Source organism: Streptomyces sp. 2A115, from assembly GCF_052245575.1.
In the GTDB taxonomy this organism is placed as follows: Bacteria; Actinomycetota; Actinomycetes; order Streptomycetales; family Streptomycetaceae; genus Streptomyces.
In genome coordinates this window covers 9,210-30,738 of the sequence record NZ_JBQQCG010000082.1, presented here as the reverse complement: position 1 = coordinate 30,738, position 21,529 = coordinate 9,210, and the positions used below count along the sequence as shown (strand labels likewise).

The following is a 21,529-nucleotide window of genomic DNA, read 5'->3' as shown; positions in this document are numbered from 1 at the left end:
CGGGCAAGAGCGGTTAAGCGCCGCTTCAGAGAGGCTTTTGCGCTGCGGTGCGAATACGGGGAACGGCGGCCAACAGTGCCTTGGTGTACGGGTCCTTCGGGGTGCCGAAGATCTGCGCCGCGGAGCCGGCCTCGACGACGCGTCCGTCCTTCATCACAGCGACCTCGTGGCTCAGCCGCCGGACGACGCCCAGGTCGTGCGAGATGAACACATAGGCCACGCCCAGGCGTTCCTGAACGTCGATCAGGAGGTCGAGGATCTGGGCCTGGACGGAGGCGTCGAGGGCGGACACCGGTTCGTCGCAGACGATTACGTCGGGGCGGGGAGCGAGGGCCCGGGCGATGGCGAGCCGCTGACGCTGTCCTCCGGACAGGTCCCGGGCCCTTCGGTCCAGGACGGCTCGATCGAGGCTCACGTAGGTGAGGAGTTCACTGATCCGCGTGCCGCGCGTGCTCCGTTCCGTGCGCGTGGCACGCAACGGTTCCTCGAGCAACTGCCGTGCCGTGTACCGGGGATCGAAGGAGCCGAGCGGATACTGGTGGATCATCTGGACCCGCCGCCGGTCCGCGCGGCGTTCGGCGCCGCTCCGCTCGGCCCAGGTACGGCCGTCCAGCTCCACCCGGCCCGTGTCGGGTTCGACGAGTCCCATCAGCATCCGTCCGACGGTGGTCTTGCCCGAGCCGGACTCGCCGACGATGCCGACGGTCTCGCCGGCCCGCACAGTCAGTGACACCCCGTCGACCGCGGTGAGCGGCGCCCCGCCCGGCAGCCGGTACTCCTTGACCAGTCTCTCGGCACGCAGCAGCACCGGGCCTGGCCCCGGGTCCGATCTCGTCTCTTCGCCGGGGACGGCGGCCACCAGAGCGCGGGTGTACGGATGGCCGGGTGCGGTGAGGATCCGTGCGGCGGGGCCCTCCTCGACGAAGCGGCCGTCCTTCATGACGTGGATACGGTCGGCGAGTTCACCGACGACGCCGAGGTCGTGGCTGATGAGGAGGACGGCGGTGCCGTCACGGGTGCGTTCGCGGAGCAGTTCGAGGATCTGTTGCTGCACGGTGGCGTCGAGGGCCGTGGTCGGCTCGTCGGCGATCAGCAGGTCTGGGCGGGCCGCCAGCGCGGAGGCGATCAGGGCGCGCTGACGCAGCCCGCCGGAGAGCTGGTGCGGGTACTGCGAGGCCCGGCTCGCGGGATCCGGGACACCGGCCTCGGTGAGCAACCGCTCCACCTCGGCCCCGGTCTTCGAGGCCGGTACGACGCGGTGTTCCCGCAGGGGTTCGGCCACTTCGGCACCGACGCGGCGCAGCGGGTCGAGCGAGCCGAGCGCGTCCTGCAGGACGAATCCGATGCGCCGGCCCCGCAACGCGCGCAGCCGACGGGGCTCAGCGCGCAGTAGGTCCGTGCCGTCGAAGGCGAGGGTCCCGGCGCGGACGGACGCGCCGTCGCCGGCGAGACCCACGAGGCTGCGGGCGGTGACGCTCTTGCCCGAGCCGGACTCGCCGACGATGGCGACGATCTCGCCGCGCCGGATCCGGAACGAGACTCCGCGCACGGCGTCCACGCGTCGGCGGCCCCGGGTAAAGCTCACGGTCAGATCCTCGACCTGGACGAGTTCGGCATCGGGACCGATGCCGGGATTCGCGTCCGTGCTCATCGCTGTCTCCCGTCGACGGTCCGCTGCAGATGCCGGCCGACCCCGGTGACCGCGAGGACGGCGAGCGTGATGGCGGCGCCGGGGAAGGCGGCCGGCCACCAGGCGAAAGCGAGGAAACCGCGGCTGCCGGCCAGCATCGCGCCCCACTCGGCGGTGGGCGGCTGAGGCCCGAGACCGACGAAACTGAGGCTGGAACTCGCCACGATCATCGCGCCGAGCGAGACGGTGGCGAGTGCGAGGACGGGCCCCAGCGCGTTGGGCAGGACATGCCGGACGATCACCTGCGCCCGGGTCCAGCCGAATCCGTACGCTGCTTCGACGTACGCCCGGCCGCGCAGTCCGATCACCTCGGCGCGGGCGACCCGGGCGAAGCCGGGCAGCGACACGACGGCGAGCCCCACAGTGGCCGGTCCCGTGCCCGGGCCGAGGACGGCGACCACAAGGAAGACCAGGAGCAGCCCGGGTACGGACAACACCACGTCGAGGAACCGGCCGATGACCTGGTCGGCGATCCGGCCGAACTGAGCGGCGGCGACCCCGACGAGGGTGCCGCCGACGAGGGCGAGGGCGACCGCGCCGGTCCCGATGAGCAGGGAGGGGCGGGCTCCGTACACGATCCTGGCGTACAGGTCGCGGCCGTTCTGGTCGGTGCCGAGCCAGTGCCCGTCGCCGGGAGGCCGGAGGATGGCGTCGACGTCCGCCGTGTTGGGATCGGTGCCGGTGAAGAGCGAGGGGGCGGCGGCCATTCCTGCGAGGACGACGAGGATCGTCACGCCCAGCCAGAGTCCGAGCCGGGCGCGGGTCACGTCGGCCTCCGCATGTCGCGCGTCCTCGGATCGACGAGCCACTGGAGCGCGTCAACAAGGATGTTGACCAGGACGAACACGGTGGCCGCGAGCAGGACGACAGCGATCACCACCGGCATGTCCTTGTTCTGCACGGAGGAGAGCATCAGACGCCCGACGCCCTGCCGTGAGAACACGATCTCGATGATCACGGCGCCGCCGATCAGGGAACCCCCGATCCAGCCCAGCAGTGTGATGGCCGGCAGCAGGGCGTGCCGCAGCACGTGCCGTACTCGCAGGGTCAGTTCGCCGATGCCACGGGCGCGGGCGGTCACCACGAAGGGTTCCTCCAGGGCTCTGAGCAGTCCCTCGCGCAACACCTGGGCGACGACGGCGGTGGGCCCGGCGGCGAGCGCGACGGTGGGGAGCACCAGTCCGTTCAGGCCGGAGGAGCCTATGGTCGGGAACCAGTTGAGGGTGAAGGAGAAGACGGTCAGCAGGAGCAGCCCGAGCCAGAACGGCGGCAAGGCGACGACGAGGGACTCAACGGCGGCGAACAGCGACTGGATCCAGCCGCGGCGGCTCGCGCCCATCACCGCGAGCACCACGGAACCGACCGCCGTGACGAGCAGCGTGCACAGGATGAGAGCCAGGGTGTCGGACAGCTGGGATCCGATGGCGTCCCACACGGGCCGGCGCAGCACGTACGAATCCCCGAAGTCGCCCTGGGCGATCCGCCCGAGGTAGGTGAAGTACTGGCTCAACAGGGGGTCGTCGAGGTGGTATTGGGCGGTGATCTCGGCGCGGATGCGGGGAGTGACGCTGGACCGGCCGAGCAGGACGTCGGCTGTGCTTCCGGGCATGACCTGGATCAGGAGGAACGTCACGGTCACCGCGCCCCACAGGACGGCGACGGAGCCGGCCGCGCGGGCAAGGACGAGACGGAGGAGCCGGGCATGCTGTGCCCGCCCCCGGGCGGTGTCCCCGGGGGCGGGCACAGCTTTCAGGACGCCAGCCATATGGCGTAGAGGTCGGCGGAGCCGTCGGCGGTGAAGCCGGCGCCGCGGACGGTGGTGCGGGCGGCGAACGTCGAGACGGGTGAGTACACGGGCAGGACCGCCGCGTCGTCGGTGATCCGCTGCTGCACACCGCCGTAGATGCGGAACTGCTCCTTCTGGTCCGTGGTGCGCTGTGCGTCGGTGAACTGCCCTTCCAGAGCGGGATTGTCGTAGCGGGCCATGTTGTTGCTGACGCCTCGCTCGGGGGTGGGAATGTTCTCCTTGGCGAACAACACGCGCAGGACGTCGGGGCCGGGCGAGGAGAAGCTGGTGTCGATGATCTCGTAGTCGCCGGTGAGCAGCCGCTTGACGAAGGTGCCGCTGTCGACGTTCTGCTCGACGAATTCGACGCCGAGTTCCTTCGCCGCGGACTGGATCTGCACCGCGAGGTCGGTGACCGACGGGTCGGACCACAGGTGCCTGATCCTGAGGCGTTTGCCGTCCTTGGTGCGGTAGCCGCCGGCGTCACGCCCCGTCCAGCCGGCCGCGTCGAGCAGGCGGTCCGCCCCGGCGGGGTCGTAGGCGTAGGCCGCTACCCCGGAGTCGTCGTAGCCGGGCGTGGTGACGGAAAGAGGGCCCTTGGCCGCGGGGTACTGGCCGAAGTAGACCTTCCGCGCGATCGTCGACCAGTCGATGCCGGCGCGCAGTGCCTTGCGGACGTCCACGTCGGCGAGCGGACCGTTCTGGGTGTTGGGCCAGTAGCTGTAGTTGGCGCCGGGGAAGCTCACCTTGTGCAGGGTGAGACCGGGCGTCTTCCGGAGCTGCCGGGTGCTTGTGGGATCGAGGCCGGTGGCCGCGTCGATCTGCCCGCTGGTGAGGGCTCCGTACCGGGAGGCGTTGTCGGGGACGACCTGAACCGTGATGCCGTCAAGACGTGCGGGGCCGGAGTGACGAGCCGACTTCGGGCCCCAGTCGTAGTCCGGATTCCTGGTGTAGTCGATGCCCTTCTGGGCGAGGAGCCCGGTCGCGGTGCGGAACGGTCCGGTTCCGACGATCTTCTTGCAGAGGGTGGCGGAGCCCTTGAGTGTGGCGGGGGATTCGATGCCCAGGTTGGGCAGGGCGAGGGCGCCGAGGAAACCCGAGTCGGGCCGCTTCAGCCTGATCTCGGCTGTGTGTGTGCCGACCGCACGGGAGGACTTGTAGGCCGAGATCAGGCTGGAGGCGAGCAGCGACTTGGTGGCCGGTGCGGCCACGTGGTCAAGGTTGGCGACCACGGCCGCGGCGTCGAACCTCGCGCCGTCGGTGAAGGTGACGTCGTCGCGAAGCGTGAAGGTGTACGTCAGTCCGTCGGCCGACACCTTCCAGCTCTTGGCGAGCCAGGGCTCGAAGGAGCCGTTCTCGGTCTGGTGCACCAGAGAGTCGACGATCGGCCGGGTCAACAACCGGGCCGCTTCCGTGGGGCTCTGGTGCGGGTCCAGGCACTCGGGCTCCTTGGCGATGGCGAGGCGCAGGGTGCCGCCGTCCCGGGGCGGGCCGCCGGCCATGTCACCGCTTCCCCCGCCGGACGAACACGCGGTCACCAGTGCCATCACCAGCGCGGTGCCCCCCGCCGCCAGGGTGACGGACCTGTCCGTTCGGAACCGTGTACCCGAGTGCATACGCGTCCTCATCGCTTCGACAGTGACGTTCGGTCAGTCACAGTGCACGGCCGGGCTAAAGCCGGTCTGAAAGCGACAGAAGAGGAGGCGGAACACTCAGAGCGAGGTAGCGATCTTCGCGACGAGTTCGTACGAGCGGATCCGCGCCTCATGGTCGGGCACCTGGGTCAGAACGAACAACTCGTCGGCGCGGGTCCGTGCGACGAGTTCGCTCAGGCGGGGGGCGATCCGCTCGGGAGATCCCACGAACTGCGGGTCGATGCGCGAGCGCAGGAAGGCCTCCTCGGCGGGGGCGAACGGGCGCGCGGCGGTCTCCTCCTCCGTCGGCAGGACGCCGTCAGGGTCGACGGTGCGCATCAGGATCTGCCCGTACACAAAGGCGTTGGCCAGCCGGTGGGCCCGCTCGTCGTTGTCGGCTACGACCGCTATCACGGCCACGCAGGCGTGTGGATCCGGCTGCCCGGCAGTCGCACGGAACGCCTCGCGGTAGGCGTGCAGCGCCTCGGGCGCCCCGCCTCCCACGATGGCGTGCGCGTACACGTACGGCAGGCCGGCCCGGCCCGCCTGGACGGCGCTGCTGACGCTGGAGCCGACGAGCCAGAACCGGGGCGGGGTCCCGGGTTCGGGAACCGCCCGGACGCCCTCGTGCCCTCCGCTGAAGTAGCCTCGCAACTCCTCCAGTTGGGCGTCGAAGCCGAGTCTCCTGGGGTCGCCGAGGCGGGCGGCCGAGGCAGGCGAGCCCCCCGTGGCGCGGCCGAGCCCGAGGTCGACGCGTCCGGGGTACAGGCTCGCGAGCACGCCGAACTGTTCGGCGACGACGAGGGCGGAGTGGTTCGGCAGCAGGACCGCGCCCGAGCCGACGGAGAGAGTGCGGGTGGCCTCCAGAATGGGCCCGGCGAGCACGGCGGGGCTGGAGGTGGCCAGGGCTGGGGTGCTGTGGTGTTCCGCCACCCAGTAGCGCCGGTAGCCGAAGCCTTCCACCGCCTTGGCGAGTTCGACGGAGCGGCGCAGCGCGTCGCCGGCCGTGTCACCCCGCCACACGGGCACCGTGTCGTGCACCGAAACCGCGATTCCTTCGGCCAACGGGCTCTCCTCCTGCCGTTCGGGTGTCCTCCGCACCGAATATCGATCCTGAGGCCACCTCAGCTTATCTCGACCTCAGTTAAGTCGAGGAACCCTCAGGTTGTCAATGTGGGTGCGGACGCTCCGGGAACCAGGTTCTCCGCCGCGTCGAGAACCAGATGCCCCGGCACCTCGACCAACTTCTTCAGAGTGTGGGAGAACTGTCCCGGCCCGTCGTCCAGGACGCCGAAGCCGTAGTGCGGATAGAGATCGGCGACCTTGGCGTTCTTCGAGGTCGGCCGATAGCTCCCGCGCACCGCGTCGAAGCCTGCCGCGCGCGCCCGGTCAAGCAGCACGGCGAGACAGGCCTGCTCGATGCCGCGGGCGAAGACCCGGCAGCTGAGCAGCATGTTGTCGATGTGCAGGACGTTCCCCTCGGCGCGCAGGAAGACAGCGCCGACGATGCCGTTGCCGCCGAACCGGTCACCGGCGGCGAGCGCAAGGACCCGGGTGCGGGGGCCTGACGCCCTGACCCGCACCTCCTCCGCCGACAGCCGCCAAGTGGTGAGGTTGAACTGATTGGTACGGAGAGTGAGTTGGGAGACTCGCCCGACCTCAGCCTCGGTCACGGGCGCGAGCCGGACCCGCACACCGAGTCCCGCGAGGAACTCCTCCGCGCTGCCGGCGGCCGACAGGAAGTCGGAGCGCGCCGACTCCTCCCGGTAGCGCCGGGTACGGACCCGGTCCTCCGCCGTCATCTCCGTGGTCGTGAACCAGCCGTCCGCGAGCAAACGCCTCACATGCAGCGCGGGATCACCGTCCAGCGGGATCACCACGGTCTCGGGCAGCTCAGCCGCCACCGCCGCGCACTCGCGAAGGCTGTCGTCTGCGAAGACCACGCTGTCCCTACCGAGGTTCAGTCCGGCGGCGAGGGTACGCAGGGAGTCCGGCTTGGGCTGCCAGCCGGCGAGAATCCGTACGAAGTCGTCCTCGTGCACCCGCAGGTCCGGGTGGTCCCGTAGGGCGGTCAGCACCGTGTGCGGGTCGTTCTTGCTCACGGCCGCGAGCAGCACGCCCTGGGACTGAAGCTGCTTCACGACTCCCTGGAAGCGGTGGAAGGCCTCGCCGCGGCGGCCGTGCGCCACCTCGATACCCTCCACACCGTCGTCGCCCAGGACGCCGCCCCAGAGCGTCTCGTCGAGATCCAGGGCGAGCACCTTCTTCGTCCGGCCCGTCCTCGCCCGTACGAGATGGGCGAGTTCCCGGGCGTACGCGGCGAGGAAGGCGTCGGAAAGCCTGGCACCCGCGTACACGTCGAAGCGGGCGTCGGCCAGTTCCACCGTGTCGCCGAGGAGCGGGTCGACGTCCAGTACCACGATGCCGTCGGCGTCCTCGCCGAGGCCCAGGAGTTCCGCGTTGGCCCTCCGCCACGCGGCGCCCAGCCGCGCCCGCGCCGGATAGTCGACGAACCGCGCCTGCCAGTCCGCGGGCAGCACGACCGTGTTGAGCACGAGTGTGCCGGAGGTCCGGGCGACGAAACCGGAGGCGAGGCCTCCCCACAGGGTGAGCTTGCGGTTCAGGGTGTCCGCGATGTCCTGAACCGTGCACGGCACGGGAACCTCGTCGAGAACCGTCGCATGGTCCAGCACGCACACGGTCAGTTCGGCGGGCCGCGTGTGCAGGGAGCTGCCTGGGTCGCCGAGTTCGAAGACGTACGAGCCGAAATCAGTGAGCCGCACGGCGGGCACGAAGCCGTGGCGGACGAGTTCGGCGACGAGCGCCGTCCGCAGGGCGTCCAGGGTGCCGCCTCCGGTCAGGGCGACCGACACGAAGGGCAGCTCGGGATGATGGACGCGGGCCTCGTCCAGGTCGACGCGCGCGAGGAGCCGAGCCGCACGCGCGAGGTCCGCGCGGTCCATCGCCGCCAGGAGCGGGGCGACACGGTCGAAGTGCCGGGCGAGGCCGCCGTCGCGGTGCAGACCGCGGAACACGGTCATCGCCTCGCCGCTCGAGGCCGGGGTGGTGGTCGTCATCGGACGGTCTCCGGGGTGCGGGAGATGAGCGCGTCCAGCAGGTACGTGGCCAGTTCGTGCGAGGTGCGGTGTTCGAGGACGACGCTCGGGCGGACCTCGGCACCGGTTTCGCGAGACAGTCTCGCCGCGATCTCCAGGGCGCCGAAGGAAGTGATACCGATCTCCGTGAGATCGTCGCCGGGGGCGATGTCGCCAGGCGCGTGCCCGATGGCCGCGGCCACCGCGTCGAGCACCCGGCTCACCACGGCGGCATAACGCTCCTCCTCGGGCACGTCCCGGAGCGGCGCGGCGACCGGGAGCTCTTCCTCGGGCACGAGAGGGCCGGGGTCCTGGGCCGAGGGCACGGCCGCGCGGTGCAGCCAGTACGCGCGGTGCTGGAAAGGGTAGACAGGCACCAGGGCCGGGTCGGCGGCCGGCCCCGCGCCCAGCAGCCGGTTCCAGTCGACCGAGACGCCGTGGCAGTACGCCCGGCCCACAGCGTGCGCCACGGACCGGGCCTCGGAGTCGGACCGCCGTATCAGGGGGATCGTCGCGACCGTGTCCCGCCGATCGGTGAGGCAGTCCGCGACCAGACCGGTCATGGTGGTGTCGGGACCGATCTCGACGAAGGTGTCGATGCCCAGGGCGTGCAGGGTTTCGACCCCGTCGTGGAAACGGACCGTCTCACGCACCTGCGTGGACCAGTGGCCGGGAGCGGCGAGTTCGTCGCGGCCGGCCACCCTGCCGGTTTCGTTGGCGACCACCGGGACGCTCGGCGCCGACACCGTGATCCCGGCCGCCGCCGCGTCGATCGCGGGCAGCGCCGCGTCCATGTGCCGGGAGTGGAAAGCGTGGCTCACCCTGAGTGCCTTGGTCCGCACCCCCCGGGTCCGCCAGGCGGCGGCAAGCTTGCGTACGGCCACCGCGTCGCCCGAGATCACAGTGGAACGGGGCCCGTTGACCGCGGCCACGGACACTGGTCCGACGGCCTGGGCGAGCGACGCACGGACGTCCGCCTCGGAGGCCCGGATCGAGACCATGCCCCCACCGCCCGGCGCGGCCTGCATGGCGCGGGCCCGGGCCACCACGAGCCCGGCCGCGTCCTCCAGGAGCAGGGCGCCCCCGATGTACGCGGCGGTGAGCTCACCCACGGAATGGCCGAGCAACGCGGCCGGTACCAGGCCGAAGGACTCGGCGAGCCGGGCGAGCGCCACCTGCGTGGCGAACAGCGCGGGCTGAGTGAACTCGGTGCGTTCCAGAAGCCCGGCCCGCGGGCTGCCGGGAGCGGCCAGGACGATGTCGCACAGCGCCGGAGCCTCGTCGGCGCCCTGCCGGGCACGCGCCTCGTCGAGCGCGGCGCAGACCTCGTCGAAGGTCTCGGCGTAGCGGGGGAACCGGTCGTGGAGTTCACCGCCCATGCCTGGCCGCTGGGTTCCCTGGCCGCTGAAGACGAAGGCGATCCTGGGCGCTGAGGCCGCGACCGGGACCGGTGCCGCCGGGCGGGCCAGCGCGTCGAGTTCCCGGCCGAGCTCAGTGGCGTCGGCGCCCTGGACCGTGGCCCGGTGCCGGAAGCCCGTACGCCCGGTGGCCAGGGTCCGGGCGACAGCTGCGGTGTCCGTGTCCGGGTGCGTCCGAAGCATCCCTCGCAGCCGGGCCGCCTGATCGCGGACCGCCCCGGAGGTCTTTCCGGAGAGCGGCCAGACCACGTCCCGTGCCGGGCCGCCGGGCGGCCTCTCCCCGTCCGGCGCCCCCGCACGTGCTTCGACGAACTCCTCCACGATCACATGGGCGTTGGTGCCACTGATGCCGAACGAGGAGACTCCGGCCCGCCTGGGCCGTCCGTCGGGGGCGGCCCAGGGGCGACGCTCGCTGAGGACGGTCACCCGGTCGGCGGGCCAGTCGACGAACTCCGACCACTCGGCCGCGTGCAGCGTCGCGGGAAGCACGCCGTGTCGCAGCGCCTGCACGGTCTTGATCACTCCGGCCACACCCGCGGCTGCCTGGGTGTGTCCCAGGTTCGACTTCACCGAGCCGAGGTACAGCGGCGTGTCCCGCCCGTGGGCCGTCCCGTACGCGGCGATGAGCGCGCCCGCCTCGATCGGGTCGCCGAGCGCGGTACCGGTGCCGTGCGCCTCCACGGCGTCGACAGCGGCGGCCGGGATTCCCGCGCTGTGCAGTGCCGCCTCGATCACCCTGCGCTGCGCGGCGCCGCTGGGAGCGGTGAGGCCGTTGCTGGCGCCGTCGGAGTTGATCGCAGAACCGGTGATCACGGCGAGCACGGGGTGCCCGGAGCGCCGCGCGTCGGACAGCCGCTCCAGGACGAGCAGGCCCGCACCTTCCCCGAATCCGGTGCCGTCGGCGCCCTTGCCGAAGGCCTTGCAGCGTCCGTCGGCCGCGAGGCCGCCCTGGGCCGCGAAGTCGGTGAACACGCGGGGCGTCGCCATCACGGTCACGCCCCCGGCGAGCGCCATGTCGCACTCCGAGCGGCGCAGTGACTCGCAGGCCAGATGCAGGGCGACCAGCGAGGACGAGCAGGCGGTGTCGACGGTCAGCGCGGGGCCCTCGAAGCCGAACGTGTGGGCCAGGCGCCCGGAGACGATGCTGGAGGCGTTGCCAGTCATCAGGTGGCCCTCGATGTCGGCGGGCACCGTGCCCGCCGACGGGGCGTACTCCTGGTAGATGGCTCCGGCGAAGACGCCGGTACGGCTGCCTCGCAGATCCCCGGGAACGATGCCCGCGCGTTCCAGTGCCTCCCAGGACAGTTCGAGGAGATGCCGGTGCTGCGGGTCCATGGCCAGGGCTTCCTTGGGACCGATACCGAAGAACCCGGGGTCGAACCCGGCCGCGTCGTCGAGGTATCCCCCGGCGTGCGCGTACACCAGGGCGGCCGGGTCCCAGCCGCGGTCCCGCGGTGGTCCGCCGACGGTGTCCACGCCCTGGTCCACCACGTGCCACAGGTCCTCGGGCGAGCGCACTCCACCCGGGTAGCGGCAGGCCATGGCGACGATGGCCACGGGCTCACGCAGTGCGGCGTGCTGTGCCTCGTGCCGCGCCAACTCGCCTTTGATCCTGGCGAGTTCGGATGTCGTCCACTGGAGGTACTCGACCAGTTTCTTCTCGTCCGCCATGGCAGCGGCCACCTCTCGGGATCGGATCAGGATCGGAATTGGGAGTCGATGAACCGGAAGAGTTCCTCGGCCGTCGCGGGCGCCTCCGCCGACCCGGGCTCCGTACCGGTGACCGGCTCGGGGGCCAGCCGGTCCAGGAGATGGTCGGCGAGGGCGGCGGGGGTCGGATGATCGAACACCAGGGTCGCGGCGAGCCGCAGCCCGGTGGCGCGGCCGAGCCGGTTGCGCAACTCGACCGCGGTGAGCGAGTCGAAGCCGAGTTCCTTGAAGCTCCGTCCGTCCTGGGCGACGTCCTCGCCCGGGGCCCGGCCGAGGACGGTGGCGACGTACTGGAGCACGGTGTCCGCCACGAGTTCCCGGCGCAGGCCGGGCTCCGCGGCCGCGACCCGCTCGGGCAGCCCCCCGTCCACCGGCGTCTCCCGCCCGGGCGTCCCGACGCGGCGTCGAACGACGGAGCGCAGGGGCGGGGCCAGGTCGGCCGCGTCCGCGAGCCGGCCGGCGTCGAGCCGTACGGCGACGAGCGCGGGCTCCCCCGCGAGCAGAGCGGCGTCCAGCAGCGCCAGGTTGCGCGCGGCGGGCAGCGGCAGAAGGCCCCCGCGGGTCATCCTGGCCCGGTCGGCGCCGGACAGTCCGCCGGTCATGGCGCTGTCGGACTGCCACAGACCCCAGGCCACTGAGGTGGCCGGGAGGCCCGCCCGGGTCCGGACGGTGGCGAGACTGTCCAGATGGACGTTGGCCGCCGCGTAGGCGCCCTGTCCGGGACTGCCGACGACCCCGGACGCGGAGGAGAACAGCACGAAGGCCGCGAGGTCGGCGTCCCGGGTGAGGAGGTGCAGGTGTCGGGCGCCGTCGGCCTTGGGGCGCAGGACGGCGTCGAGACGCTCGGGGTCCAGCGTGCGCAGTGTGGCGTCGTCGAGTACGCCCGCTGCGTGCACGACGGCGGTCAGGGGGTGCTCGGCCGGTATGCCGGCGAGGAGTCGCGCCACCTGCCGCTCGTCCGCGATGTCCGCGGCGACGGAGGTCACCTCGGCGCCGAGGGGAACGAGTTCTTCGTGCAGCCGTCGGCCGGCCTCGGTGTTTCCGCCCCGGCGCCCGACCAGGAGCAGGTGCCTGACGCCGTGCCGTTCCACGAGGTGCCTGGCGACCAGACGGCCGACACCGCCGTACGCCCCGGTGACGAGGGTGGTGCCCTCCGGGTCGAGGGGACGCGGGATGCGCAGAGCCACCTTCCCGGTGTGCCGGGCGAGGCTGAGGTGGCGCAGGGCCTCGGGTGCCCGGTCCACGTCCCATACCGTGACCGGCAACGGTGTGAGGACACCGGTCCGGAACAGGTCGACGAGATCGGCGAGCATCTCCCGGATACGGTCGGGGCCCGCCTCCAGAAGGTCGAACGACCGGTAGCCGACGCCGTGTTCGGCCCTGATCCGGAAAGCCCCGCGCAGATCTGTCTTGCCCATCTCGACGAACCGCCCGTCCGGAACGAGCAGTTCCAGAGAGGCGTCGACGAACTCACCGGCGAGGGAGTTCAGCACGATGTCGACGCCCCGCCCGCCGGTGGCCTCGCGTACCGCGGGTACGAAGGAGAGGTCGCGCGAGTTCGCGATGTGCCGCGCGGGCAGGCCCGCGGCCTCGACGGCCGGCCACTTGGCGGGGCTCGCGGTGCCGAACACGTGGAGACCCCAGTGCCGGGCGAGCTGTATGGCCGCGCCGCCGACCCCGCCTGCCGCGGAGTGCACCAGGAGCCACTGTCCCGGCCGGGCCTCGGCGAGGTCGCTCAGGGCGTAGTAGGCAGTGAGGAAGACGGCGGGGACGGTGGCGGCCTGGGCGAAGGAGAGCCCGTCGGGTACGGGTGCGAGCAAACGGTGGTCGGTGACCGCGACCGGTGCGATGCCGCCCGCGACGAGGCCCATCACCCGATCGCCGGGGGCGAGGCCGGTCACCGCGTCGCCGGTGGCGAGCACCACCCCGGCGGCCTCGGTGCCGAGTTCGGCCTCGCCCGGGTACATGCCGAGCGCGAGCATGGCGTCGCGGAAGTTGAGCCCGGCTGCGCGGACCTCGATCCGTACCTCGGTGTGCCCGAGGGGCTGCGGTGGCACGGGCCTGCGTACGAGGTCGTCGACGACTCCGCTCCCTCCGGGGGCGAGCCGCCAGTTCCCGTCGGGGGCGGTGCCGAGGACCGACCGGTGCTGACGGAGGCGGGGGACCAGGATCTCGCCGTCCCTGACAGCCAGTTGGGGCTCCCCGGTTGCCAGGACGGTCCGCAGGACTCCGTTGGGGGACGTGTCGCCGTCGACCAGCACGACCCGGCCGGGCTCCTCCGTCTGGACGCTGCGGACCAGCCCCCAGACGGCGCCGCCCGACGGGCCGGTGACCCCTTCACCCGGTATCGCCTCCACCGCGCGGCGGGTCCGCACGACGAACCGGGTGGCGTCCAGGCGGGATTCGTCCAGGCCCGCGCGGAGTGTCTCCACGACGGTGCCCAGTACGGCGCGCAGGCCCTCGGGACTGTCGTCGTCCGTGCCGACGACCGGCACGACGAGCACACCCGGCGCCGGGCTCCCCGCGTCGAGCTCCGCGACCACGGAAGCCAGGTCGGCGTGGTCCGCACAACCGAGTTCCCGGATCTCGCCGATGGGCTCCTCGGCCGCGGCGACGGCCGCCCGTTCCCAGCCGAGGACGTAGAGCGGATCCTCCCGGAGGGGCTCAGCGGTCCGGAACACCACCGCCTCGACGTCAGCCACCGGGGCGCCTTCGGCGGTCGCCAGGGACACTGACACGCTGCCGTCGGCGCCGCGGCTGAGCCGCGCCCGCACCGTCCCCGGAGCGTCGGCATGCCGCTCGAATCCGCGCCAGACGAACGGCAGCCGCACGGCGGTGTCGTCGGGGAGGAGTCCCGCGACACCGGCCGTGTGGAGGGCCGCGTCGAGCAGGGTCGGCACGATCCGGAAGCGGGGGCCCGGCCCGGCGGAGAGTGACTCGACGGACAGCTCGGCGTGGACTTCCGCACCTGATCGCCAGGCGGCTCGCACCCCGCGGAAGGCCGGCCCGTACTGGTAGCCCTTCAGGGCCAAGTCGTCGTACAGCTCCGTCACGTTCACCGGTACGGCGTCCTCGGGCGGCCAGGGCGCCGGCGGCCAGGCCGGCGGACGCTGCGCGACGGGTGCGAGCGTTCCGGCGGCGTGGGCGGTCCAGGGGGCACCGATGGGATCGTCGGCGTCGGCGGCGGGCCGCGCGTGCACGGTGAGGGAGCGGATGCCGTCCCGTTCCGATGGACCGACGGCCAGCTGGATCTCGGCCGCTTCGTCCGCCGCCAGCACCAGGGGCTGCTGCAGGGTCAGTTCGTCCAGCCGTCCCGTACCGGCCAGTTCGCCCGCGAAGGCGGCGAGTTCGGCGAACACGGCCCCAGGGACGACGACCGTGCCGTCCACCGTGTGGTCGGCGAGCCACGGCTGGTCCTCCGTCGAGAGGTGGCCGAGGAGGAGCACACCGTCGGCGCCCGCCGTCCGAACGGCGCCGGTCAGCAGCGGATGCCTCACCGGACGGGTGCCGTCGCCGCCGCGCGGGCCGGCGAGGACCGGCTCCGCGGCGTCAAGCCAGTGTCGCTGCCGGTCGAAGGCGTAGGTGGGCAGCGTGGCCAGGCCCGGAATGCGCGCTCCGGTGTGCGCGGTCCAGTCGACGGGAACGCCGTGCACCCACGCCTCGGCCACGGACCGGAGCACCCGCGCCAGGCCGCCCTCGTCTCTGCGCAGGGTGCCGAGCACGGCGGTGCGCCCGCCTCCGGGCGCCTCGTCGAGGATGTCCTGGACGCCCACGCCGAGCACGGGGTGCGGGCTGATCTCGATGAACACCTCGTGCCCGGCCTTCAACGCGCTCTCCACGGCCGCGCGCAGCCGCACGGTCTCGCGCAGGTTGCGGTACCAGTAGTCGGGTTGTGCGAACTCCCGGTCACCGGGTTCCACGGGTGCTCCCGTAACGGTCGAGTAGACCTCCGCATCGAGGGTGTCGCGGGACTCCACCCGCGGCAGGACGGAGCGGAGCACGGCTTCGAGTTCCTCGACCTGGGGTGAGTGGGAGGCGTAGTCGACGTCGATCAGCCGGACCCGTACGCCCTTCTCCTCGAAGGCGCGGCGGGCCAGGTCCACCGCTCGGACCTCGCCCGCGACGACGGTGGACCGGGGACCGTTGTCCGCGGCGACGCCGACCGTCGCGCCGATTCCGATGCCGTCGAGCACGTCCCGTACGGTCTCTTCACCGGCGGCGACGGAGAGCATCGCGCCGCCGCCCGCGAGGGCGCGCAGGGCCTTGCTGCGCAACGCGGCGACGGCCGCCGAGTCCGCCGTGGACAGGGCCCCGGCGGTGAGTGCCGCCGCGATCTCGCCCTGCGAGTGCCCGATGACACCGGCCGGACGGACACCGAACGACTCCCACACCGCGGTGAGTCCGGTCATCGTCGCCCAGAGCACCGGCTGGACGACGTCGACGCGCCCCAGGTCGGGGTCCCCGCGCAGGGCGTCCAGCAGCGACCAGCCGGTGAACGGGTCGAGTTCGGCGGAGGCTGCGGCGATCCGCTCGGCGAACGCGGGCGACCCGTCGAGGAGTTCGTGTGCCATGCCCTGCCACTGGGCGCCCTGGCCGGGGTAGAGGAAGACCGGCGCCCGGGTCCCGGGCGCGTGTCCGGTCACGACGGACGGGGACGGTGCCCCGTCGATCAGGGCGGCGAGCCCTTCCAGGGCCTGCGCGTGGTCCTCGGCGACGATCACGGCCCGGTGGTCGAACGTGCTCCTCGTATGGGCGAGTTCGGCGCAGATACCGGCGAGTTCGGTGTCCGGGCGGTGTTCGAGATGGGTCCGCAGGCGGCGCGCCTCGCCTTGGAGGGCTCGCGCCGACTTGGCGGACAGGACGAGGACGTACGGGCCGCTCCGCGCGGGGTCGTCGGCTGCGGGCCCCTCGTCGGCAGGGGGTTCTTCGATGATGACGTGAGCGTTGGTGCCGCTCATGCCGAACGCCGACACGCCGAACCGGCGCGGTCGCTCGCCCACGGGCCAGGGGGTGTTCTCGGTGAGCAGCGCCAGACCGCCGCGGTCCCAGTCGACATGACGGGCGGGCGCGTCGATGTGGAGGGTGCGGGGCAGTGTCAGGTGCTCCAGTGCCTGCACCATCTTGATGATGCCGCCGACGCCCGCCGCGGCCTGGGTGTGCCCGATGTTGGATTTGAGCGAGCCGAGCCACAGAGGCGGACGGTCCGCCCGGTGCGCCCCGTAGGTGTCGAGGAGCGCCTGTGCCTCGACCGGATCGCCGAGTGTCGTGCCGGTGCCATGGGCCTCGACGACGTCGACGTCGGACGGCGCGAGCCCGGAGTTGCGCAGCGCCTCTTCGATGACGCGCTGCTGCGCCGTGCCGTTGGGAGCGGTGAGCCCGTTGCTCGCTCCGTCCTGGTTGGTCGCCGAGCCCTTGAGGACGGCGAGGACGGGATGGCTGCTGCGGCGCGCATCGGACAACCGTTCCACCAGCAGCAGTCCGACGCCCTCGCTGAAGCCCGTTCCGTCGGCGGCATCGGCGAAGGCACGGCACCGACCGTCCGGGGAAAGACCGCGTTGCCTGCTGAACTCCACGAACGTGGCGGGGGTCGCCATCAGGGTGGCGCCGCCGACGAGTGCCAGGTCGCACTCCCCCGCCCGCAGCGCCTGGGCCGCGAGGTGCAGGGCGACCAAGGACGAGGAGCAGGCGGTGTCGACGGTGACGGCCGGGCCCTGAAGTCCGTACGTGTACGAGATCCGGCCTGAGGCGACGCTGCCCGCGCTGCCGGTGCCCAGGTAGCCGCCGTGGTCCCGGGGGTCGGCCTGGGCCCTGCCTCCGTACTCGGTGTAGATCAGACCCACGTACACGCCGGTGCGCGAGCCGCGCAGGGTGGCCGGGTCAATGCCGGCCCGCTGGAACGTCTCCCAGGAGGTTTCCAGGAGCAGCCGCTGCTGGGGGTCGGCGGCCCGGGCCTCGCGCGGGCTCATCTCGAAGAAGTCGGCGTCGAAATCGGCGGCGTCGTACAGGAATCCACCGTGCCGGGTGTAGGAGGTGCCCGGGTTGTCGGGGTCGTCGTCGAAGAGTGTGCCGAGGTCCCAGCCCCGATCGACGGGGAAGGCTCCGATGGCGTCCTCGCCGTTCTCCAGGAGCCGCCACAGCTGTTCGGGGTTGCTGACGCCGCCCGGGTAGCGGCAGCTCATCGACACGATGGCGATGGGGTCGTCGTCGGTGACGGCCGTCGGCTGCCGTACCGGCGCGGTCGATTGGCTCCCGGCGGCGAGGTACTGGGCCACGGCGCGGGGGGTGGGGTGGTCGAAGACGAGGCTGGCGGGAAGCCGGCGCCCGACGACCCTGGACAGGTGGTCGCGGAGCCGCACCGCCGTCATCGAGTCGAGGCCGAGGTCACGGAAGGGCCGGTCCGGGCGGACGTCCCTGGGCGAGTCGTACGCGAGGATTCCGGCGACGGCCCTGGACACCGTCGCCAACAGCTCGTCCGCGTTGAGGACGGGCCCGGCGGCCGACGGCTTCGACGGTGCCACGACACCGAGCCGACGGGGCTCGGTGGCGGGCGTGGCTTCGGGCAAGGTCCCGGTCAGTGTCCGCAGACGCACGGCGCCGACGGTGAAGACCACTCGCCCGTCGCCGTCGGTGGCGGTGACCGCCAGCTTCTCGGGCCCGAGCCGGGTGACGGCGACATGGGTCACGGCCGCACCCGCCGCATGGACGCGGACGTCCTCCCAGGCGAAGGGGACTGTGACGGCGGCGGAGCCGGGCCCTGCCGGGCTCGTGAGGAACGCGGCCTGGAGCGCGCTGTCGAGGAGCACGGGATGCGTCACGTACCCGTTGTCCAGGGCCCCCGGGTCCTCGGTGGCGACCTCGGCGAGCACCGTGGTGCCGTCGGTCCGGACGGCGCGCACGCCGCGCAGACCACGCTCGTAGTGCACGCCGAGCGCGGCCAGGACGGCGTAACCGGCCTCCACGTCGAGAGGTCCGCCGTCCGCCTGCCCGGCTTCCAGGGTCTCGGCCGGCGGCTCTGCGGCCGGGGCCCGGGTCAGTAGCCCGGTGGCATGCGGCAGCCACGGTTCGTCCGCGTCCTGACCACCCCGCCTGCTGTGCACGGTGAGGGCGGCGGTGCCGTCGTCCTGCGCCCGGACCGACACCTGAAGCTGTACGGGCGTGTCGTCCCCCGGCACGTCGACGGGGCTGAGCAGGGTCAGTTCGCGCAGGTGGGGCAGGCCGACCCGCTCTCCCGCCGCGAGTGCGAGCTCGGCGAGGGCGCTCGACACGAGCAGGGTCCGGTCACCGAGCCGGTGGCCGCGGGTCCAGCCCGGCGCGCCGACGGAGATGCCGCCGGTGAAGAGCACCCCCTGCCCGTCGGCGAGTTCGACCGCGGTGCCGAGCAGCGGATGGCGCCCCGCCTCTGGTGCGGGCACTGCGCCGACCGTGTTGGTGTCGAGCCAGAAGCGGCGTTCCTGGAAGGCGTAGGTGGGCAGCTCGACGGTCCGGGCGTGGTCGGTCACGGGCCACTCGACGGCAATGCCCGTCACGTGCAACTCGGCTGCCGCGGTGAGGAGTTGGTCTTCGCCTCCGTGGTCGCGACGTAGGGTTCCCGAGGCGTGGGCGGTCGCTCCGGCGTCCTCGAAGGTGTCGTTCAGGGCGGTGACCAGCACCGGATGGGCGCTGACCTCCAGGAAGTGGCGATGACCGGCGTCGAGCAGCCCACGGACGGTGTCGGCGAGCCGGACCGGTTCGCGGAGGTTGGTGTACCAGTAGGCCGCGTCCAGCCGCGTGGTGTCGGTCTCCGAGGCCGCGGCGGTGACCGTGGAGTGGAAGGGGACGGCACCGGCTCGCGGGCTCAGGTCCGCGAACTCCTCCATCAGGAAGTCCCGCAGGTCCTCGACGGCGCGGGAGTGGGAGGCGTAGTCGACGGGGATGAGCCGGGCTCGCAGTCCGTCGGCCCGGCAACGGGAGACGAAGTCCGCTACGGCGTCCGCCGCGCCGGACACGACCGTGCTCCGCGGGCCGTTGACGGCGGCGACGCCCAGGTCCTCACGGTCCCCGAGCCGTCCGCGCGCCTCGTCGGCGGAGAGCTCGACGGACGCCATGGCCCCGGTGCCCGCAAGCGCCAGCAGGGCCTTGCTGCGCCGGGCCACCAGCGCGGCGGCCTCGTCGAGACCGAGAGCGCCGGCGACGTAGGCCGCGGCGATCTCGCCCTGGGAGTGGCCGACCACGGCGGCCGGGACCACGCCCAGCGAGCGCCAGGCGGCGGCGAGGGACACCATGACCGCGAAGAGGGCCGGCTGGACGACGTCGACGCGTGTCAGTTCGGGGGCGTCGTCCCGGGACACCACATCCAGGAGGTCCCAGTCGATGTGCGGCGCCAGCGCGGCGGCGCAGCGGGCCATCTCGGCACGGAACGGTTCCGATGAGGTGAGCAGGTCCCGTGCCATGCCGGCCCATTGCGAGCCCTGCCCGGGAAAGAGGAAAACGGGGCGTCCGCCGGCCTGAGCCTCGCCACGTGCCGTGCGAGGCGACGGGATGCCGTCGCCGAGCGCCGCGAGTTCTCGTGCGAAGTCCTCCGGGGTACGTCCGACGGCGACCGCGCGGTGCCCGAGAGCGGCACGTCCGAAGTGGAGGGTGCGCGCCACATCCGCCGGTACGAGTCCGGGGTGTGCGGCGACGTGGTCGCGCAGTCGGGCGATCTGGCCGTCGAGTGCCTGCTCGGTGTGCCCGGACAGCTCCCAGGCGACGGGCACAGCCGGCTCCGTCTTCCTTGCGGACACGGGAACAGCCGGCTCCGTCTTCCTTGCGGACACGGGCTCGGGCGGCGCCTCGATGACGACGTGGGCGTTGGTGCCGCTGATCCCGAAGGAGGACACGGCGGCGCGGCGCGGCCGGTCCCGCTCCGGCCAGGGGCGTTCCCGGGTGAGCAGCGAGACTCCGCTGTCCTCCCATGCGACGTGCGGGGACGGTTCGTCGATGTGGAGGCTGGCGGGCAGTACTCCGTGGCGCATCGCCTCGGCCATCTTGATGACCCCGCCGATGCCGGCGGCGGCCTGTGTGTGCCCGATGTTGGACTTCAGCGAGCCCAGCCAGAGCGGATCACCGGCGTCGCGGCCGCTCCCGTACGTGGCGATCAGGGCAACGGCCTCCACGGGATCGCCGAGGGCGGTGCCGGTGCCGTGTCCTTCGACGGCGTCCACGTCGAAGGGGCCGAGTCCCGCGTCGTCGAGGGCAGCCCTGACGACGCGCTGCTGGGCGGAGCCGTTCGGGGCGGAGAGCTGGGTGCTGGCTCCGTCGGAGTTGACGGCGCTGCCCCGTAGGACGGCGACGACCGGGTGCCCGGCGGCCAGGGCGTCGGACAGCCGCTCGACGAGGAGGAGACCGGCGCCCTCGGCCCAGCCGGTGCCGTCAGCCCCGGCGGCGTACGCCTTGCAGCGGCCGTCCGGGGAGAGTCCGCGCTGCCTGCTGAACTCGACGAACGTGGCGGGCGTGGCCATCACGGTGGCGCCGCCGGCGAGCGCCATCCGGCAGTCGCCGCGCCGCACGGCCTGCGCGGCGTAGTGCAGGGCGACGAGGGACGACGAGCAGGCCGTATCGACGGTGACGGCGGGTCCTTCGAGGCCGAAGGTGTACGCCACACGGCCGGAGGCGATGCTGCCGGCGCTACCGGTGCCGATGAACCCCTCGAACCCTTCGGGAGCGCTGCTGTGCCGGGAGCCGTAGTCCCCGTACATGACGCCCGCGAAGACGCCGACGGACTGCCCGGACAGGGACCGCGGGTCGATTCCGGCGCGCTCGAACGCCTCCCAGGCGGTCTGCAGCAGCAGCCGCTGCTGCGGGTCGACGGTGAGGGCCTCCCGAGGGCTGATGCCGAACAGTTCGGCATCGAAGTGGGCGGCGTCGTGAAGGAATCCGCCCTGGTCGGTGTAAGTGGTGCCCTCCTTGTCCGGGTCGGGATCGACGAGCCGGTCAAGTGGCCAGCCGCGGTCGCGCGGGAACGGTCCTACCGCGTCGGTCCGCGACTCCACGAGCCGCCACAGGTCCTCGGGGGATCGCACTCCACCGGGATAACGGCAGGCCATGCCGACGATCGCCAGGGGTTCGCCGGCGGCCTGTTCGACCTCTTCGAGCCGCGCGCGTACCCGTAGCAGGTCGGCTGTGGTCCGCCGAAGGTAGTCACGGAGTTTGTCTTCGTTGGCCATCGATCAGCTGCT

8 protein-coding genes are annotated in these 21,529 nt (G+C 72.4%); all 8 read right to left on the bottom strand.

The features are described 5' to 3' along the window. Positions 1–25: 25 nt before the first annotated feature. Positions 26–1,651, bottom strand: a complete 1,626-nt coding sequence (locus ACTWQR_RS44185) for a dipeptide ABC transporter ATP-binding protein (RefSeq protein WP_443232948.1) — start codon at positions 1,649–1,651, stop codon at positions 26–28. After that, a complete protein-coding gene (locus ACTWQR_RS44180) occupies positions 1,648–2,457 on the bottom strand; it encodes an ABC transporter permease (RefSeq protein ID WP_443232947.1) in 810 nt (269 codons plus the stop codon). Before ACTWQR_RS44180 ends, ACTWQR_RS44185 begins: the two co-directional genes overlap by 4 nt. Continuing rightward, complete coding sequence (locus tag ACTWQR_RS44175) at positions 2,454–3,455, bottom strand: ABC transporter permease (protein WP_443232946.1); 1,002 nt, start codon at positions 3,453–3,455, stop codon at positions 2,454–2,456. Before ACTWQR_RS44175 ends, ACTWQR_RS44180 begins: the two co-directional genes overlap by 4 nt. After that, positions 3,440–5,092, bottom strand: a complete 1,653-nt coding sequence (locus ACTWQR_RS44170; RefSeq protein WP_443232945.1) for an ABC transporter substrate-binding protein — start codon at positions 5,090–5,092, stop codon at positions 3,440–3,442. Before ACTWQR_RS44170 ends, ACTWQR_RS44175 begins: the two co-directional genes overlap by 16 nt. 96 nt (positions 5,093–5,188) lie before the next feature. After that, the gene (locus tag ACTWQR_RS44165; protein ID WP_443232944.1) at positions 5,189–6,175 is read right to left on the bottom strand and encodes an LLM class flavin-dependent oxidoreductase; all 987 of its coding nucleotides are present in this window, start codon (positions 6,173–6,175) and stop codon (positions 5,189–5,191) included. A gap of 95 nt (positions 6,176–6,270) precedes the next feature. Next, positions 6,271–8,187, bottom strand: a complete 1,917-nt coding sequence (locus ACTWQR_RS44160; RefSeq protein WP_443232943.1) for an HAD-IIIC family phosphatase — start codon at positions 8,185–8,187, stop codon at positions 6,271–6,273. Continuing rightward, the gene (locus ACTWQR_RS44155) at positions 8,184–11,294 is read right to left on the bottom strand and encodes a type I polyketide synthase (protein ID WP_443232941.1); all 3,111 of its coding nucleotides are present in this window, start codon (positions 11,292–11,294) and stop codon (positions 8,184–8,186) included. The genes ACTWQR_RS44160 and ACTWQR_RS44155 overlap by 4 nt, the downstream gene beginning before the upstream one ends. A gap of 26 nt (positions 11,295–11,320) precedes the next feature. Next, the gene (locus tag ACTWQR_RS44150) at positions 11,321–21,517 is read right to left on the bottom strand and encodes an SDR family NAD(P)-dependent oxidoreductase (protein ID WP_443232939.1); all 10,197 of its coding nucleotides are present in this window, start codon (positions 21,515–21,517) and stop codon (positions 11,321–11,323) included. Positions 21,518–21,529 lie beyond the last annotated feature (12 nt).

Bases quoted from the DNA above. Each gene is read 5' to 3' on its own strand.
- ACTWQR_RS44155 (WP_443232941.1), bottom strand. From the start codon at position 11,294: ATGGCGGACGAGAAGAAACTGGTCGAGTACCTCCAGTGGACGACATCC.
- ACTWQR_RS44150 (WP_443232939.1), bottom strand. From the start codon at position 21,517: ATGGCCAACGAAGACAAACTCCGTGACTACCTTCGGCGGACCACAGCC.
- ACTWQR_RS44175 (WP_443232946.1), bottom strand. From the start codon at position 3,455: ATGGCTGGCGTCCTGAAAGCTGTGCCCGCCCCCGGGGACACCGCCCGG.
- ACTWQR_RS44185 (WP_443232948.1), bottom strand. From the start codon at position 1,651: ATGAGCACGGACGCGAATCCCGGCATCGGTCCCGATGCCGAACTCGTC.
- ACTWQR_RS44170 (WP_443232945.1), bottom strand. From the start codon at position 5,092: ATGCACTCGGGTACACGGTTCCGAACGGACAGGTCCGTCACCCTGGCG.
- ACTWQR_RS44160 (WP_443232943.1), bottom strand. From the start codon at position 8,187: ATGACGACCACCACCCCGGCCTCGAGCGGCGAGGCGATGACCGTGTTC.